Source organism: Ruegeria lacuscaerulensis, assembly GCF_013033355.1.
Classification (GTDB): domain Bacteria; phylum Pseudomonadota; class Alphaproteobacteria; order Rhodobacterales; family Rhodobacteraceae; genus Ruegeria; species Ruegeria lacuscaerulensis_A.
In genome coordinates, this window is sequence record NZ_WQDY01000011.1 from 143,013 (window position 1) to 158,733 (window position 15,721).

At 58.7% G+C, this 15,721-nt stretch carries 17 protein-coding genes and 1 pseudogene; 11 read left to right on the forward strand and 7 right to left on the reverse strand.

What is annotated here, in order from left to right; genetic code table 11:
- Positions 1–18 precede the first annotated feature (18 nt).
- Complete coding sequence (gene regB / locus GOW48_RS17970; protein WP_170755536.1) at positions 19–1,416, reverse strand: sensor histidine kinase RegB; 1,398 nt, start codon at positions 1,414–1,416, stop codon at positions 19–21.
- Positions 1,417–1,509: 93 nt separating this feature from the next.
- Between regB and GOW48_RS17975 the strand changes: the two genes are divergently transcribed.
- The 3 genes from GOW48_RS17975 (at position 1,510) to GOW48_RS17985 (ending at position 3,298) form a co-directional block, all read left to right on the forward strand.
- The gene (locus GOW48_RS17975; protein WP_170755537.1) at positions 1,510–2,130 is read left to right on the forward strand and encodes an SCO family protein; all 621 of its coding nucleotides are present in this window, start codon (positions 1,510–1,512) and stop codon (positions 2,128–2,130) included.
- 76 nt (positions 2,131–2,206) lie between these two features.
- Positions 2,207–2,761 carry an ActR/PrrA/RegA family redox response regulator transcription factor gene (locus tag GOW48_RS17980; RefSeq protein WP_142637470.1) on the forward strand — a complete coding sequence of 185 codons (555 nt, stop codon included), beginning with the start codon at positions 2,207–2,209 and terminating at the stop codon, positions 2,759–2,761.
- A 165-nt stretch (positions 2,762–2,926) separates the two neighbouring features.
- Positions 2,927–3,298, forward strand: coding sequence for a VOC family protein (locus GOW48_RS17985; RefSeq protein WP_170755538.1), 372 nt, complete (start codon positions 2,927–2,929; stop codon positions 3,296–3,298).
- Here the strand turns inward: GOW48_RS17985 and GOW48_RS17990 are convergent.
- Positions 3,295–3,888 (reverse strand): HD domain-containing protein, encoded by a 594-nt coding sequence (locus tag GOW48_RS17990; protein ID WP_170755539.1) that lies wholly within the window; start codon positions 3,886–3,888, stop codon positions 3,295–3,297. The two genes, GOW48_RS17985 and GOW48_RS17990, sit on opposite strands and share 4 nt — an antisense overlap.
- A gap of 205 nt (positions 3,889–4,093) precedes the next feature.
- Between GOW48_RS17990 and GOW48_RS17995 the strand changes: the two genes are divergently transcribed.
- From GOW48_RS17995 to GOW48_RS18005, 3 genes are all read left to right on the forward strand, one after another.
- Positions 4,094–4,414, forward strand: a complete 321-nt coding sequence (locus GOW48_RS17995) for a hypothetical protein (RefSeq protein ID WP_170755540.1) — start codon at positions 4,094–4,096, stop codon at positions 4,412–4,414.
- Positions 4,415–4,515: 101 nt separating this feature from the next.
- Entirely contained in the window at positions 4,516–5,904 is a 1,389-nt protein-coding gene (ahcY, locus tag GOW48_RS18000; RefSeq protein ID WP_170755541.1) for an adenosylhomocysteinase, read from the forward strand.
- A 13-nt stretch (positions 5,905–5,917) separates the two neighbouring features.
- Positions 5,918–6,670 carry an extensin-like domain-containing protein gene (locus tag GOW48_RS18005; protein ID WP_170755542.1) on the forward strand — a complete coding sequence of 251 codons (753 nt, stop codon included), beginning with the start codon at positions 5,918–5,920 and terminating at the stop codon, positions 6,668–6,670.
- Between the two features lie 32 nt (positions 6,671–6,702).
- On the opposite strand, the gene GOW48_RS18010 is transcribed toward GOW48_RS18005, so the two are convergent.
- On the reverse strand, positions 6,703–7,779 hold the full coding sequence (locus tag GOW48_RS18010; protein WP_214648675.1) for an L-dopachrome tautomerase-related protein: 1,077 nt from the start codon (positions 7,777–7,779) through the stop codon (positions 6,703–6,705).
- Between the two features lie 92 nt (positions 7,780–7,871).
- Here GOW48_RS18010 and GOW48_RS18015 point away from each other — a divergent pair, with 92 nt between their 5' ends.
- Both GOW48_RS18015 and GOW48_RS18020 read left to right on the forward strand, forming a co-directional pair.
- On the forward strand, positions 7,872–8,747 hold the full coding sequence (locus GOW48_RS18015) for a LysR family transcriptional regulator (protein ID WP_170755544.1): 876 nt from the start codon (positions 7,872–7,874) through the stop codon (positions 8,745–8,747).
- A gap of 135 nt (positions 8,748–8,882) precedes the next feature.
- Positions 8,883–9,224: pseudogene (locus tag GOW48_RS18020) on the forward strand (DUF2853 family protein).
- Positions 9,225–9,414: 190 nt separating this feature from the next.
- On the opposite strand, the gene GOW48_RS18025 reads toward GOW48_RS18020, so the two are convergent.
- From GOW48_RS18025 to tsaD, 4 genes are read right to left on the reverse strand one after another with little or no spacing between them, the layout of a single operon-like run.
- Positions 9,415–9,837 carry an EVE domain-containing protein gene (locus tag GOW48_RS18025; protein ID WP_170755545.1) on the reverse strand — a complete coding sequence of 141 codons (423 nt, stop codon included), beginning with the start codon at positions 9,835–9,837 and terminating at the stop codon, positions 9,415–9,417.
- Positions 9,837–10,106 (reverse strand): YciI family protein, encoded by a 270-nt coding sequence (locus GOW48_RS18030; protein ID WP_170755546.1) that lies wholly within the window; start codon positions 10,104–10,106, stop codon positions 9,837–9,839. Before GOW48_RS18030 ends, GOW48_RS18025 begins: the two co-directional genes overlap by 1 nt.
- A 1-nt stretch (position 10,107) precedes the next feature.
- Positions 10,108–11,064: an NAD(P)H-dependent glycerol-3-phosphate dehydrogenase gene (locus GOW48_RS18035; protein ID WP_170755547.1), complete on the reverse strand. Its 957-nt coding sequence runs from the start codon at positions 11,062–11,064 to the stop codon at positions 10,108–10,110.
- Positions 11,061–12,155 carry a tRNA (adenosine(37)-N6)-threonylcarbamoyltransferase complex transferase subunit TsaD gene (tsaD, locus tag GOW48_RS18040; RefSeq protein WP_170755548.1) on the reverse strand — a complete coding sequence of 365 codons (1,095 nt, stop codon included), beginning with the start codon at positions 12,153–12,155 and terminating at the stop codon, positions 11,061–11,063. The genes GOW48_RS18035 and tsaD overlap by 4 nt, the downstream gene beginning before the upstream one ends.
- An 85-nt stretch (positions 12,156–12,240) precedes the next feature.
- Here tsaD and GOW48_RS18045 point away from each other — a divergent pair, with 85 nt between their 5' ends.
- From GOW48_RS18045 to GOW48_RS18055, 3 genes are read left to right on the forward strand one after another with little or no spacing between them, the layout of a single operon-like run.
- Positions 12,241–12,966, forward strand: coding sequence for a uroporphyrinogen-III synthase (locus GOW48_RS18045; RefSeq protein ID WP_234899348.1), 726 nt, complete (start codon positions 12,241–12,243; stop codon positions 12,964–12,966).
- Positions 12,967–13,020: 54 nt separating this feature from the next.
- Positions 13,021–14,211 carry a COG4223 family protein gene (locus tag GOW48_RS18050; RefSeq protein WP_170755550.1) on the forward strand — a complete coding sequence of 397 codons (1,191 nt, stop codon included), beginning with the start codon at positions 13,021–13,023 and terminating at the stop codon, positions 14,209–14,211.
- A gap of 10 nt (positions 14,212–14,221) precedes the next feature.
- Complete coding sequence (locus GOW48_RS18055; RefSeq protein ID WP_170755551.1) at positions 14,222–15,718, forward strand: heme biosynthesis protein HemY; 1,497 nt, start codon at positions 14,222–14,224, stop codon at positions 15,716–15,718.
- The last annotated feature ends 3 nt before the right edge of the window (positions 15,719–15,721 follow it).

Sequence of the window (15,721 nt, forward strand, 5' to 3'; positions counted from 1 at the left end):
AGTTAACGGGGTCTTAACTCAGACCTGAATCCGTTGGTTCGCGCCAGACGGGACCGGGGTGTCTCCTTGTTGCGCATCAACCAGGTTTCTCGGCCAAGTGACCTTCACGATAGCCCCCCGACGTTCGGGGTATTCGGATAAGGTCTGATAGGGGTCTGAACCGTTGGCAAAATCCAATTCCGCTCCGCTGCGCTCCAGCAGGGTTTTGGCGATGAACAGGCCCAAACCCATGCCTTCGTATTCCGGGCGTGCGCGTTGATCGGTTTCGGCGCGACGGCGGCGCATGAACGGGTCGCCAATCCGCCCGATCATCTGAGACGGATATCCGCGCCCGTCATCCATGATGCTGACAATGATCTGATCAGAGCTCCATTCCGCCTCGACCCAAACGTTCGCGCGGGCAAAATCCACCGCATTCTGGATTAGGTTCCGCAACCCGTGAATGATTTCGGGCTTGCGCAGGATCGAGGGTTGCTGAACATCCCCGTCATCCGCAGGGCCTTCGGTAAAATGGACGGTTTTGCCCCGGTGAATGTGTGGTTCTGCAGCCTCGTTCACCACGGTTGAAAGAGGGGCTTGCCGCAGATGCAGATCATCCTTTCCGGCCCTGCCCATGTCGCGCAATATGTCCCGGCACCGGTTGGCCTGTTCCCGGATCAGCGCGGCATCCTCTTTTAGTTCGGGCCGGTCATCCAGCTCTTCGATCAACTCCGAGCTGGTCAATTTGATTGTGGCCAGCGGCGTGCCCAGTTCATGCGCGGCCGCAGCAACAACCCCACCTAGGTCGGTCAGCTTCTGTTCTCTCGCCAGGGCCATATGCGTGGCGGCCAGAGCCTCGGACATGGATTGAACTTCGGAACTGACACGATGTGAATAGGCACCCAAAAAGACGATCGCGATGACGATCGCGGCCCAGTTTCCGAACAACAGGATATCCGGGATTTCAAGATCCATTCCGACATCCGTACGCAAGGGCACATGGAATTCGGCCAGCAGAGTGGTCAGAACAATTGCAACCACGCCAACGATCAACGTCGACCGGGTGCTCATGACATTGGCCGAGATCGTTACTGGCCCCACAAGCAGCAAGGCAAACGGATTGTTCAGCCCCCCGGTCAGGTACAGCAGAACGGTCAATTGCAGCAGGTCGAACAGAACCATCAGAAAGTTCTCGAACTCTGACAATCGCTTGTTTCTTGGGAAGATCAGGATCGCAGTCAGGTTGCCCAGGATCGAGACCCCGATGGCCAGGTAGCACAGCATCACATCCAGCTCGACGTGATAGGTCTGTTGGGCGACGGTGATGGCTGTGATCTGGCCGATGATGGCAACCCAGCGCAGCAGGATCAGCGTGCGCAGCCTGATCCAGCTGCTGCGTTCCTGTCCACGCCATAATATGATGTTGGAATTGGCCATGGGTTCACTATGTCCTGTTGCATCGGCTGATCATCTTGATAGGTGTCCGGGCCGAAACGATCAACAACCCCTCTGATCATTAGGATTGAAGTCATGGTCCGTCTTTATGCCGTTCTAGCCACCGTTGTTCTTGCCATTGGTCTGGGGGTCATGTGGCTGCTGACCCGAGGTGCCGGATCGGATGATCAGTTCGCACAATGCCGGTCCAGCCAGATTGCCGGCGGCACCGCAGCCATTGGCGGCCCATTCGAATTGATCAACGGAGAGGGTCAAACTGTCACCGACGCCGACGTTATCACCGAGCCGACACTGGTCTATTTCGGCTATACGTTCTGTCCTGATGTCTGCCCGTTCGACATGTCGCGCAACGCCGAGGCCGTGGATATACTGGCAGGTCGTGGCCAGTCGGTGACGCCTCTTTTCATCTCAATCGACCCAGACCGGGACACGCCAGAAGTGGTGGCCGACTATGCCTTTAACATGGGCGGTAAAACCATCGCGCTGACCGGTTCGGCCGAGCAGGTCAAAGCCGCCAGCCAGGCTTACAAGACCTATTACAAGGCCCATGACAAAAGCGACGAATACTATCTGGTCGACCATTCCACCTTTACCTACCTGATGACGCCCGAGGCCGGATTTCTTGAATTCTTCAACCGCAATGACTCAGCTGAACAGATGGCCGACAAGGTCGGGTGTTTTCTGGACAAACTGTGATCCGTTTGACCTTTGCAATGGCGCTGCTATTACTCATAGCTAGGCCAACGGCGTGAAATAGCGGAAAGAATAGAATATGGCAGACAGCTCTGACCTGGATATCGGCCCGGACAAATCCCTGCTTCTGGTAGATGATGATGAGCCTTTTCTGAGACGTCTGGCCAAAGCCATGGAAAAGCGCGGCTTCGAGGTCGAGACCGCAGGTTCAGTCGCCGCAGGCCGTGCCATTTCAACAGCCCGCCCACCCGCCTATGCGGTCGTGGATTTGCGGCTTGAGGACGGCAATGGTTTAGACGTGGTCGAAGTGCTGCGTGAAAAGCGCCCGGATAGCCGGGTTGTGGTTCTGACCGGATACGGCGCGATCGCGACCGCCGTGGCCGCCGTTAAGATCGGTGCGACCGATTATCTTTCGAAACCCGCCGACGCCACTGACATCACCAACGCGCTGCTGGCCAAGGGCGACGAACTACCACCGCCCCCGGAAAACCCCATGAGCGCGGACCGCGTGCGCTGGGAACATATTCAACGGGTTTATGAGCTGTGCGACCGGAATGTGTCCGAGACTGCCCGCCGACTGAACATGCACCGTCGGACGTTGCAGCGGATTTTGGCAAAGCGCAGCCCGCGATAAGCTTGTTTGAGTCCTCGGCGCTGAGATTCAGTCTTTCTATATGTTCTAGCCGGCAGTTAAGTTGCCGTGTGTCGTCATGTGTCACGCCTTCGTGACTTGCACCTCTGCGACCTGAGGCCAAGTGTTCGCCTCGGGAAAACACTTAACAAGACAGGAACCTCTCAAATGATCGGTTACGTGACCATCGGCGTGTCAGACATGGAGCACGCAAAGAAATTCTATACCGAACTGCTTTCGGATCGCGATGCCAAGGTGACGCTGGATGTGGGGCGCATCGCCTTTATCGGCAACCAGCCCGGTGCGCCGATGCTGGCTGTGTGCGAACCTTATGACGGTGGTGATTGTGCGCCGGGAAACGGCACTATGGTGGCTTTTGCAGCGGATTCGAAAGAGCACGCGCAGGCGATGTACGACAAGGCGATCAGCCTTGGTGCCACCGACGAAGGCGAGCCCGGCCAGCGCGTGCCGGATGTGTTCTACGGGGCCTATGTCCGTGATGCGGACAATAACAAGATCTGTTTCTACGTCTTCGGCTAAAGCTGTGCCAACAGGGCGGCGTGCCGGTCAGTATAGGCGCGTCGCACCTCGACCGGAGGGCGCAGGACAATGTTCAGCCCCTCTGTCACCGACTTGTCGGGGCGACCAAAAAACTTGGTCGCCTCGGCTTCGGAAAAGCCCGCGATCTGGGTGGCCTCCATCCAGGCGCTGATCTTGTCTGCCTTTTTGATCTGACGTTTCACTGTCTTCGGCACCGCAGCGGGCAGGCCAAAGCGGATGTGGATCGCTGCCGCCAACCGATCATCCAACGCACCATAGTCGGGACCGACGGCGGATTTGACCGGCGAGATCATGTCTCCGATCACATATTCGGGGGCGTCATGTAACAACGCGGCCAGCCGCCATTTGACCGGCGCATTGGGGGCGATGCGGCCATAAAGCTCTTCGACCAGCAGCGAATGTTCGGCCACGGAATAGGCGAAATCCCCTGCCGTCTGGCCGTTCCAGCGCGCCACAAAGGCCAGTCCATGCGCGATATCTTCGATCTCGATATCCACAGGGGTGGGGTCCAGCAGGTCCAGCCTACGGCCCGACAGCATCCTCTGCCACGCGCGGGGTTGTGTTGCCATTATGCCATGCCTCGTCCGTACAGCCGCGATTGCGCCTCAATTTTATGGTATGGTTTACCTGTCAAGATCACCAGCTGCCAACTTTTTCTTGAGCATTCGTGCTTTGAACAAGTGCGCGGTGATACCGACATCAAGTACCGAGGGGGGCGCATGCTTCTCCCGGTGTGCCCCTCTCGATTGAAACCAGAATCGAAAGGAGCTTGTTATGTTCAAGCGTTTATTTGGAGTTGCCCTGGCTTTTGGAATGGCCGCGACTGCGCCTCCGGCTTTTGCACAGCAGAACACTTGTGCGCAGCGTGATCACGTAATCGCCAAGCTACAGGACAGCTATTCGGAACAGCTAGCCTTTGGCGAATTGCAGAAATCGCGCGGCGGGCAATCGGTGATGGAGGTTTGGACCTCTGAGGAAACGGGAAGCTATACCGTTTTGGTGACCCATGCGAACGGCCTGAGTTGTATCGTCGCCGTTGGCACCGATTTTTTTGAGGCGATCCCAAAGATCAAGGTAGACGGCACGCCAAGCTGATTTTAGCGACAAGAATCCCGTTTCCGGCCATCTGCGTTGCCACGCCCATAAAGGGATGTTAGGGGCAACCCGGAACAGTATTTACCGGAATGGAGTACCTGATGGCCGGGGACTATATCGTCAAAGACATTTCGCTGGCCGGGTTCGGCCGCAAAGAACTGGATATCGCCGAAACTGAGATGCCGGGCCTGATGTCCCTGCGTGCAGAATATGGCGAAAGCAAACCGTTGAGCGGCGCGCGCATCGTTGGCTCGCTGCATATGACCATTCAAACAGCCGTTCTAATTGAAACGCTGGTAGCGCTTGGTGCAGATGTGCGCTGGGCGTCGTGCAACATCTTCTCGACCCAGGACCACGCGGCAGCGGCAATCGCCGAGGCTGGCATTCCCGTCTTCGCCATCAAAGGCCAGACGCTGGAAGAGCATTGGGATTACCTGGACAAGTCCTTTATGTTCGAAGATGGCCCGAACATGATCCTGGACGACGGCGGCGACGCGACGCTGTATATCCTGCTGGGCGCACGCGCCGAAGCGGGTGAAGACATCATCCCCGTTCCGGGCTCGGAAGAGGAAGAGGTGATCAAGAAGCAGATCGCCAAGCGTATGGCGGCAAGCCCCGGCTGGTTCACCAAGATGCGTGATCAGATCAAGGGCGTGTCCGAGGAAACAACCACCGGCGTGAACCGTTTGTATCAGCTGGTGAAAGAAGGCCACCTTCCTTTCCCTGCGATCAACGTGAATGACAGCGTCACCAAGTCGAAATTCGACAACAAGTATGGCTGCAAAGAATCGCTGGTCGACGGCATCCGCCGCGCCACCGACACCATGCTGGCCGGTAAGGTTGCCGTGGTCTGCGGCTATGGCGATGTGGGCAAAGGCTCGGCCGCTTCGCTGGCCGGTGCCGGTGCCCGTGTGAAGGTGACCGAAGTTGACCCGATCTGCGCGCTGCAGGCCGCAATGGACGGGTTCGAGGTCACTCTGCTGGAAGACGAAGTTGCCAGCGCTGATGTGTTCATCACCACCACCGGCAACAAGGACGTGATCCGTATCGAGCACATGCGCGAGATGAAGGACATGGCCATCGTCGGCAACATCGGCCACTTCGACAACGAAATTCAGGTGGCCAGCCTGAAAAACCACAAATGGACCAACATCAAGGAACAGGTGGACATGATCGAGATGCCCTCGGGCAACCGCATCATCCTGCTGTCCGAAGGCCGTCTGCTGAACCTCGGCAACGCCACTGGGCACCCATCCTTCGTGATGTCGGCATCCTTCACCAACCAGGTTCTGGCGCAGATCGAGCTGTTCACTAAAGGCGATGAGTACAAAAACGAAGTCTATATCCTGCCCAAGCATCTGGATGAGAAAGTCGCCCGCCTGCATCTGGACCGTATCGGCGTGAAGCTGACTCAGATGGACTCGGAACAAGCGGCCTATATCGGCGTGAAACCCGAAGGTCCCTATAAGCCCGAGCATTACCGCTACTGATCGCGGATCGGGTATGACGAAACGCACGGGACGCCGCCGGTTCATGCGACTGGCGGCGTCTTTCTTTTCCATCATCTTATTTCTATTTCTATTTCTAGTTGGCTCTGCCGGATTCCTTCTGGTGACACACCCGAAGTCACCCTTGCCTGACCATTGGAACCCCTTGCGCGATCTGTCGATTACGGCCCCGGTCAATCTGGTCACGCGGTTTCAACTGAACCGTGCTCTGGCGGATGAGGCGCAATGCAAGGCGGTGCTGTCTGCGGACGAAGTGGCGTTTGCTGAGATGGAGGATTTGGTCGTCGATCAGAATTGCGGGATCAGCGGACGGGGCCTTCTGTCGCGCCTTGTTACCGCAGATGTCCGAGGGGTCGAAACGCGCTGTACCACAGCTCTGCGTCTTGCCATGTGGGAACATCACGTGGTTCAGCCTGCTGCGCGGGACATTTTGGGCACCGAGGCGCGCGCTCTGCGGCATCTGGGCAGCTATAACTGCCGTCGGATGCGGACCGCGCAGGGGCAGAACAGCCGATGGAGCAGTCATGCAACTGCAGATTCCATTGATATCGTGGGGGTCGATCTGGCCGATGGACGCACACTAAACCTGTTGCGCGACTGGCCAACTGAAGGGTCCGAATCCGAATTCCTACGCCAGATCGGGCAGGGCGCTTGTGATTGGTTCCGCGTGGTGCTGAGCCCCAATTTCAACAAGCTGCACGCGGACCACTTCCATTTGCAGGGGCCCGGCTGGGGCTATTGCAGATAATCCGGCCCCGCGAAACGGGGCCGGAGATTGGCTTAGCGTCCGCTGACCGCATCAGCCAGCGATTTGAACCGGACGATCTTGTAGATACCCTTCGAGGCATCTTCGCCATTGTTCAGTACGGGCGAGCGGTGCAACTCGTTAATCGTGGCATAGACATACCCATCCGCACCGATCGAAAACCCGTCTGGCCACGGCAATTCATCGTCCGACTGGAACAGCACTTCATAACTGCCATCCGGCTTGGTGACGCCCAGCGCATTGTCCGTCATCGCGGTGATATAGACATTGCCGCCGGTATCCACGGTTGACCCATCTGAGATCGGCTTGTCGCCATAGCGTTCAACCTTGGCTTCAATATCGGCATCTGACAGGCTTTCATCCAGCAGCGCGGCGGTGGGAATGCGGTACATTGCGCTGGCTGTCATGGGCGCGAAGTAAACCCACGTGTTGGTCGGATCGACGGTGATCGGATTGATGCCGATCTTCGCAGGATTGCCGCCCAGCGTAATCTCGCGCCCGTCAATCACCATCGGCGTATCTTCAGGAATCGTATATTTAGAGCCTTCCAGGACCCGACGCGCCCGCCCGGTATCCAGATCAACCACGATAATGGCCGAGTTCTGCCCGTCGCCGGTATCCGAGATGTAGATAGCCCCATGATCGCGATCCACAGCCAGATCGTTCAGGAACGATGTGGGCCGCGCCACAGGCGCGCCGATATAGTGGATTGCGTGCAGCGTTTCGGTTTTGGTGTCCCAACCAACGACGCGTCCGGTCTGGTTCTCGCCCTGACCATCCAGCATCCACAGGATTCCATCGCGATCCGCCCGCAGGCCCAACACGCCGTTCAACCCGTCCGCATCATCGTTCGGGGCGCGGGCCCAGTCTTCGGTCGGGTAGGGTTGGGTGGAGCCGTCCGGCATCACTTCAACCACGCGCAATTCGGGGCCATAGAATTCATGCACGGACATGAACATGCGCCCATCCGGGCCAATGGCCAGATTGCCCGGAGGCATGGCCTTTTCAAACTCAAGATAGGTTTCCAACTCGGCTGCCGCTGCGGGCATGGCCAGCGCAAGCGCGCATGTGGCTGCGTAAAGTGATTTCATCAGGTCCTCCTCTGGTCGTGATTCAGCAGATACCATTTGAAATTTTCCGCGATAACTGGCTCAATCTTGAAACCAGCGTTAGGAATTTTCGAATGTACCATGTGAATGACCTGCTGACCTTTGTCTCGGTCGCGAAAACCGGCGGCGTCGGGTCCGCGGCCAAGGCGCAGGGGATCTCGGCGGCGACGGTCAGCCATCGCATCACGAAGCTTGAGGAGGTTCTGAACCTCAAACTCTTCCACCGCAACAGCCGCAAGGTGCAACTGACCGAAGAAGGTCTGATCTTTCTGGACCGGATCGAACCTTTGTTGGCCGATTTGCGCGACGCCGAGCTTGAGGCCGGCAGTGGCACTGGCGCATTGCGCGGACATTTGCGCGTGACGCTGTCACCCTGGATTTTGTCGCGCTTCATCATGCCGGTTATGAGCGCGTTTCAGGCCGAGCATCCGGACCTGACGGTCGAGTTTCTGGCCGTTGATCGCTATGTCGCGTTGGTGGATGAGGGTATCGACTGCGCGATCCGGGTGGGACAGATGGCCGACAGCACACTAAAGGCCCGTAAACTAAGCGATAATGACAGGATCATCTGTGCTTCACCGGTGTTTTGCGAGACATATGGACTGCCGGCCACGGCTGAAGACTTACGCCTAATGCGCTGGGCCTGTCTGCCGTGGCAAACTCGGCTCGACATCACGGATGGTCACGGTGCTGCGCAGTTTTCGATCCCGCGCGGGATTGCAGTATCGAACTCGGATATGTTGACCGAAGCGGCGGTACAGGGGTTGGGGCTTGCGGTCAAATCCCGCTTAGCTGTTCAGCGCGAGTTGGAAAGCGGAGCACTGGTTGAGGTCATGCCTGGTGTTTTGCGGTCACCTGACGCTCCGATCTCATTCGTGCATGCAGGGAACGCAACACATGGGCGAAAGGTGCGCGCTTTCTCGGATTTGGCCAATCGCGCCTTTCAGTGAGTTTTCCGTGTTTCCTTGGGGGGAAACAAACCAGTTTTTCCCGTTGTGACCTACCCTCAGCTGAATAGATTTCCCGCACTTGTTTCAACCTTTTGTGACTTCGCAGCAAGACGCTGCTTTACGGGAGAGCCAGTCATGGGAAAACGCGACGACTTGATTGCAAAATACGCGGAAGATCTGAAGAACAAATGCGGGATGGATCCCGATATGGACTTGCTGACCAAGGTCACGATCGGTTGCGGTCCGGCGATCTACGATGCCGACGCATCGACCGTGGCGGCCTCGCAAGAGGGCGAGATTGAGACTGTCAAAAACAACTTCCTGATCAAGAAACTGGGCCTGTCCGATAGTTCTGCGTTAGATGAGGCGATACAATCGGTGCTTGGCACTTATGGTATGTGAGAGCGCAACAAATACCGCGCTGTGGTCTATTACATGCTGACCAAACACTTCGGCAAGGAATCGGTCTACGGCTGATCCAATAGCGCCCGTCGCAGCGGCGGGCGTTTCCAATTTTAAGTACTTGGTGTTTGTATCGGCGCCGCTGTTTCGGCTAGTGTCATCTTGTGGCCAGGACGGTCAGAACCGAAGAATTTCTATACGCGTGTGGTGAGTCGGGAGCACGCGGGGTAGGGAAGGTTCTGCATCCGTCGGAACCTTCCCTTTTTTATTCCGCCTGAGTCTGCCCCAGATCGCAGATCACCTGCCATTCGGCATCCGTAACCGGCTGCACCGACAGGCGCGAGTTTTTCACCAGCACCATCTCGTCCAGCCGTCCATCGGCCTTGATCTGGTCCAGCGTGACCGGTGTTTTGAAGGGCCGTACGGCCTTGATATCCACGCATTCCCAGCGCTCGTCATCGGTGGTGCTGTCGGGATGGGCGGCGGCGCAGACCTCGACGATGCCAACCACCGCCTTGTCCTTTTGCGAATGGTAAAAGAACCCCCGGTCGCCCACCGCCATCTGACGCATGAAATTGCGCGCCTGATAGTTGCGCACGCCGTCCCATTCCTCGCCTGCGTCCCCTTTGGCAACCTGTTGGTCCCAGCTCCAGGTCGAGGGTTCGGATTTGAACAGCCAATATGCCATCAGCCGATGACCTTTTTCCACGCGATCAGGTCGACGGACTGGAACAACCCGGCCTTGACATAGGGATCATTGTCAGCCCAGCTTTGGGCGGCGGCCATGTCTTCCACCTCAAGTATGATCAGCGATCCGATCATTGCGTCGCCATCCAACAGGGGTCCGGCCTGTGCAACGACACCGGTTTCTTCGATGTAAGCCAGGTGGTCGGCGCGATTGTCCAGCCGGGTTTGCAATGCGCCGTCCTTGTCACGGGCGATCAGAGCGATGAGCATATTATTCCTCCTTCAGGGGTCTGTTGAGCAGAGTATCAATGGCCTGCGCCACACTATATGTGCCTTGGCTCAGGTCGGCGACAGTAGCGCTGATAGGCATGTCCAGCCCCTCGGCCCGGGCAATGTCGGACATGGCACGCGCGGTTGCGACGCCCTCGACCGTGGTGGTGGTGTCAAAGGGCTGATTTCGACCCAAACACAGGCCAAAACGATAGTTTCTGGATAACTCGGACGAGCAGGTCAGCACCAGATCGCCCAGTCCCGACAGGCCCATAAGGGTTTCGGGCCGCGCGCCGCGAATTAGGGCAAAGCGCTGCATCTCAGCAAATCCGCGCGTCATCAGCGCGGCGCGGGCGCTGTCGCCCAAACCGGCTCCGATCGCTGCTCCGCAAGCGATGGCCATGACGTTCTTCAACGCGCCGCCCAGTTCCGCCCCGATCAGATCGGTGGTGCGGTACAGGCGCAGGTTCGCCGTGGTCAGGTCATGCTGTAGCTCATGCGCATCCTCAGCGCAGGCCAGCGTCAGCGCGGTGGGCAATCCGCGTGCGATATCATCGGCAAAGCTCGGGCCGGTCAGCAGGGCAGGGCGCGCGTCGGGAATGGTCTGGCGGATGACCGAGATCGGACCCAGCCCGGTGGATAGCTCGATACCTTTGCAGCAGGCCACCAGCGTTTTCCCAGCCAGAACCACGCCGTGATCCGTCAGCACACCGCGCAGTTTTTGCATCGGCACCGAGACCAGTAACGTTTGACTGCGCGTTGCCTGCGTAATGTCCGCCGTTGCGGTGATCGCATCCGGCAAGGTCACACCCGGCAGCCGCGCCGCGTTTTCACGCGTGCTGTGCATCACCCGCGCCTGTTCCGCGTCTCGCGCCCAAAGCGTTACCGGTCCGTTTCCGGCCAGCGAAATTGCCAGCGCGGTCCCGAATGCACCCGAGCCCAGAACCGAAACGCTCATGCCTTGGCCCCTTTTTTGCCACTGCCAAGCATTGCGGGGCTGGTCTGGTCCAAAGGCCAGCGGGGGCGGGCGGTCAAGTCCAGCCCGTCGCGCGCGCCGGTGCGGAATCGCTCGATCCCGGCATAGGCGATCATGGCCGCGTTGTCGGTGCAAAGGGCGAGAGGCGGTGCGGTGAAACGCCCGCCTTTCTCATCGCATACAGTCTCTAATGCTGAACGAATGGCCGAATTTGCCGCGACGCCTCCGGCCACTGCAATCACCGGCTCCGCGGGGTTTTCGTTTAAATACAGATCCATCGCTCGGCGGGTTTTCTCGGCCAGTGTATCGACAACGGCCTGTTGGAATCCGGCGCACAGATCGGCGCGGTCCTGACGGGTCAGCCCGCCTTTCTCGGCCACGACCTGATCGCGCATCCGCATCAGTGCAGTCTTAAGGCCTGAAAAAGACAGATCACATCCGGGGCGGTCCAACAAAGGCCGCGGAAAGCGGAACCGTTTGGGATCGCCTGCGCGGGCCTCGGCCTCGACCGAAGGGCCGCCGGGTTGCGGCAAGCCCAGTAGACGGGCGGTTTTGTCGAACGCCTCACCCGGCGCGTCGTCGATGGTGCCGCCCAGACGGGTAAAGTGGTCCGGCCCGTGGGCGATCAGGTATTGGCAATGTCCGCCCGAAACCAGCAGCATCAGATACGGAAACGCGATCCCGTCGGTCAGGCGTGGCGTCAGCGCGTGGCCTGCCAAGTGGTTCACCCCGATCAAGGGCAGCCCTGTCGCGGCACTGATCCCTTTGGCGCACATCACGCCGGACATGACGCCGCCGATCAAACCCGGCCCCGCAGTCACGGCTACGGCGTCCATGTCGGACAGAGCCAAACCGGCCTCCTCAAGCGCCTGCATGACGCAAGTGTCCAGTTTCTCGGCATGAGCGCGGGCAGCAATCTCGGGGACAACGCCGCCAAAGGCACTGTGCAGTTCGTTTTGGCCATGAACGATCGAGGACAAAACCTCGGCCCCGTTTTCGCCATGGCGCACAACGGCTGCGGCTGTGTCGTCACAGCTGCTTTCCAACCCGAGGACAGTAAGTGTTTGCACCATTGGCCCGATCCGTTACACCTTGGTTGCCAAGCGGGGTATCACCCTGTGCGGATGCAAACAATCCCAAGGCCCAAGGCGCCGACCGTTGTATTTGTTGATGACCCGCCCGCGCGCGGCCTCTGAAAGGTTCGTTGCGCAGCTTCCGACCCGCGTCAGGTCTCGGGTGCAGGTCATCTATTCCCCGATTCTGGAAATCAAACCCCTGCCGGTTCGTGTGGATACGATTGATACGCGTGGGCTGATTTTCACCTCAGCCAATGCGGTGAACGCGGTGGCCTCGGCTGGGGTTGAGCGGTCTCTGCCTGCCTTCTGCGTGGGTCCTGCAACAACAGGTACGGCAAAAGGTGCTGGGTGGGACGCGCAAATGATGGGCCAGACCGCCGAGGAGTTAATCGCAGCCCTTTTGCAAACACGACCGCTCAGTCCGCTACTGCACCTGCGAGGCGAGCACAGCCGGGGCAATATTGCCGCGCGGCTGACCGAATCCGGGCTGACCGTGCGCGAACAGCCCGTTTACCAGCAAAACCTGTTACCGCTGACACCCGAAGCGACTGCCGCCGCAAGCGGTAAATCCCCTGTTTTGGTTCCAATATTTTCACCCAGAACGGCGCGACATTTTGCCGACATCTGGCGCGGTTCTGCCCCGCTTTGGGTAGCTACCATCAGCCAGGCCACGGCCGAACCCCTTTATTCTTTGCCCTATGCGCGGTTGAAGGTCGCGAAAGCGCCGACACCCAAGAAAATGCGTAAGGCCGTTAAAAAACTTGTGAAACATGCGTTGCGGGTTGAGGGCGACGTGGCCACCGACTAACTTAGCCGGGTCTGTTGTTCCAAGCATTTCGGATTCGATAAGGGGAATATTGCGGTGGCTGATAAGAAGAACTCCGATCAAAAACCGGTGGATGATCCCAAGACAGATGAGTCGGTTGAAGCTGTTTCCGCATCTGAGGAACCGACTATTGACGATGCAACAGCGTTAGAAGAGACCCTTTCCGAAGCCGAAGCCGAAGCCGAAGCCGAAGCCGAAGCCGAAGCCGAAGCCGAAGCCGAAGCCAATCTTGAACGTTTCAAGGAGAACCTGTCCGAACGTCATTCGGAAAAGAAAGGTGGCTTTGTTCCGGCGTTGATCGGCGGTGCGATTGCAGCCGCAATCGGGTTCGCGGCGGGCAGTGCTGGTTTGTTCGACTCCGGCAGCTCGGACGCGTTGACCACGCTCGAGGCAAAGCTGACCGATCAAGCCAACCAAATCGACGCGCTCTCGAAATCTCTGTCCGATGGCTCGGACTTGGAAAGCAAGATTGCTGCTTTGACAGAACAGTTGGCTCCGATCACTTCGGATCTGGACGCCGTCCAATCCGGCCTTGATGGTTTGTCAGGACAGATCCAGCCTCTGGCTGATCGCTTGGCCGCGCTGGAAAGCGGCGCGCTGACCCAAGGAGCCACCCCCGAAACCACAGCCGCATTTGAAGCCGAGTTGAAAAAACTGCAGGACTCGCTGGCTGCCCAACGCGCCGAGGTTGAAAAGATGGTTGCGGAAGCTCAGGCTCTAGAAGCAAAAGCTTCGGATGAGGCTTTGGCCGCGACCAATGCAGCGATACTGTCTAAGCTCCACGGGCAATTGGATGCAGGGCAACCCTATTCCGACCTTCTTTCCGAGCTGTCAGCTGGCGGGGTCGAAATCCCGGGTGCGCTGTCCACGGCGGCCGACAATGGAGTCGCGACGGTTTCGGCCCTGCGTGAGGATTTTGCGCCAGCCGCCCGCGCTGCTCTTGCCGACGCCCGAGAGGCGGAGAAAGGCACGGGGATCGTCGCGTTCCTCCAGCGCCAGACCGGTGCGCGTTCGGTAACACCGCAAGAGGGTGATGATCCGGATGCGATCTTGTCTCGTGCGCAAGCGGCGCTGTCCGCCGGTGATGTGGCTGGGGCTTTGAACGAACTGAAATCTCTGCCCGAGGCGGCCCGTGCTGCGCTGGCTGAATGGGAAAAAGCGGCGCAGACACGGGTATCTGCCGTGGATGCCGCAGATGCGCTTGCTTCTGGCGCGAACTCGAACTGAAGGACCTGCCATGCTGTGGTCACTGATAAAAATCCTTGTATTTGTTGCCATTGTTGGCCTTCTGGCTATTGGTGCCGGGTTCCTGATGGAAACCAGCGGCGGTATTCAGATCACGGCGGGTGGCACGGAATACACTCTGGGGCCTTTGCAATCGGTTATTGCGCTGGGCGTGTTGGTCTTTGCAATCTGGGTGTTCTTCAAACTGCTGACCCTGCTGATCGCCACGCTGAAATTCCTAAATGGCGATGAAACCGCCCTGTCGCGCTATTTCGACCGCAGCCGTGAACAGCGCGGCTATCAGGCGCTGGCTGATGGGCTAATGGCACTGGCTTCGGGCGAGGGGCGCATTGCCATGTCCAAGGCCACCAAGGCCGAAAAACTGCTGAACAAGCCTGAACTAACCAATCTGCTGGTGGCACAGGCGGCCGAGATGAATGGTGACACCAAGAAAGCCTCGGATACCTATAAGAAACTGGTGACGAACAACGCCACCCGGTTTGTGGGCGTGCGTGGTATCTTGAAGCAGAAACTGGCCGAGGGTGATGACGATACCGCCCGGAAGCTGGCCGAAAAGGCGTTGGCGATCAAGCCGCGCCACGCCGAAACGCAGGATATTCTGCTGGGTTTGCAGACCAAGTCGCAGGATTGGACGGGCGCGCGTTCGACTCTGACGGCCAAGCTCAAGGCTGGTCATCTGCCGCGCGACGTGTTCAAACGCCGTGATGCAGTGCTGGCTCTGTCCGAAGCCAAGGGCATTCTGGACGAAGGCGCCACGGTCGAACAGCAAGAACACGCGATCGAGGCCAACCGCTTGTCGCCTGATCTGGTTCCTGCCGCTGCGATGGCCGCGCGGGCCTATATCGAAAAGGGCAAGCCGCGCGCCGCGACCAAGATCCTGAAAAAAGCGTGGGAGGTGCAGCCGCATCCCGATCTGGCCCATGCCTTTGCGGAAATCGCGCCGGATGAAACGCCGGATGCGCGGATCAAGCGGTTCACCGCCCTGACCCGTATCCACCCGGAAAACCCTGAAACGCGCCTGATCCTGGCCGAGTTGAACATCGTGGCCGAGGATTTCCCCGAAGCTCGCCGTGCGCTGGGCGATGTGGTCGAAAAACAGGCCGATGCCCGCGCCTATACGCTGATGGCAGCGATTGAACGGGGCGAGGGCGCCTCGGACGCGGTGGTGCAGGGATGGTTGGCCAAGGCGCTGAACGCGCCGCGCGGGCCGCAATGGGTTTGCGATAATTGCCATGATATTCAGCCCGAATGGGCTCCGGTCTGCCAGAACTGCCACAGCTTTGACACGCTCAGCTGGCAAACCCCACAAACGCCCGAGATCGCCTCGGCGACCGGTGTTCACATGCTGCCCCTGATCGTTGGCGCGCTTGAAGACAAGGTCGAGCCGGAGATTGAAGAGCCGGAAGAAGAAGTTTCGCCCGACGTGATCGAAATGGAGGCCGAACCCGTGCGCCCCGATGTCGAGCCTGCGATCGAAGAGAAGGTCTGAGGA

Coding starts and splice junctions, on each gene's coding strand:
- regB (WP_170755536.1), bottom strand. CDS start 1,416: ATGGCCAATTCCAACATCATATTATGGCGTGGACAGGAACGCAGCAGC.
- GOW48_RS17975 (WP_170755537.1), top strand. CDS start 1,510: ATGGTCCGTCTTTATGCCGTTCTAGCCACCGTTGTTCTTGCCATTGGT.
- GOW48_RS17980 (WP_142637470.1), top strand. CDS start 2,207: ATGGCAGACAGCTCTGACCTGGATATCGGCCCGGACAAATCCCTGCTT.
- GOW48_RS17985 (WP_170755538.1), top strand. CDS start 2,927: ATGATCGGTTACGTGACCATCGGCGTGTCAGACATGGAGCACGCAAAG.
- GOW48_RS17990 (WP_170755539.1), bottom strand. CDS start 3,888: ATGGCAACACAACCCCGCGCGTGGCAGAGGATGCTGTCGGGCCGTAGG.
- GOW48_RS17995 (WP_170755540.1), top strand. CDS start 4,094: ATGTTCAAGCGTTTATTTGGAGTTGCCCTGGCTTTTGGAATGGCCGCG.
- ahcY (WP_170755541.1), top strand. CDS start 4,516: ATGGCCGGGGACTATATCGTCAAAGACATTTCGCTGGCCGGGTTCGGC.
- GOW48_RS18005 (WP_170755542.1), top strand. CDS start 5,918: ATGACGAAACGCACGGGACGCCGCCGGTTCATGCGACTGGCGGCGTCT.
- GOW48_RS18010 (WP_214648675.1), bottom strand. CDS start 7,779: ATGAAATCACTTTACGCAGCCACATGCGCGCTTGCGCTGGCCATGCCC.
- GOW48_RS18015 (WP_170755544.1), top strand. CDS start 7,872: ATGTACCATGTGAATGACCTGCTGACCTTTGTCTCGGTCGCGAAAACC.
- GOW48_RS18025 (WP_170755545.1), bottom strand. CDS start 9,837: ATGGCATATTGGCTGTTCAAATCCGAACCCTCGACCTGGAGCTGGGAC.
- GOW48_RS18030 (WP_170755546.1), bottom strand. CDS start 10,106: ATGCTCATCGCTCTGATCGCCCGTGACAAGGACGGCGCATTGCAAACC.
- GOW48_RS18035 (WP_170755547.1), bottom strand. CDS start 11,064: ATGAGCGTTTCGGTTCTGGGCTCGGGTGCATTCGGGACCGCGCTGGCA.
- tsaD (WP_170755548.1), bottom strand. CDS start 12,155: ATGGTGCAAACACTTACTGTCCTCGGGTTGGAAAGCAGCTGTGACGAC.
- GOW48_RS18055 (WP_170755551.1), top strand. CDS start 14,222: ATGCTGTGGTCACTGATAAAAATCCTTGTATTTGTTGCCATTGTTGGC.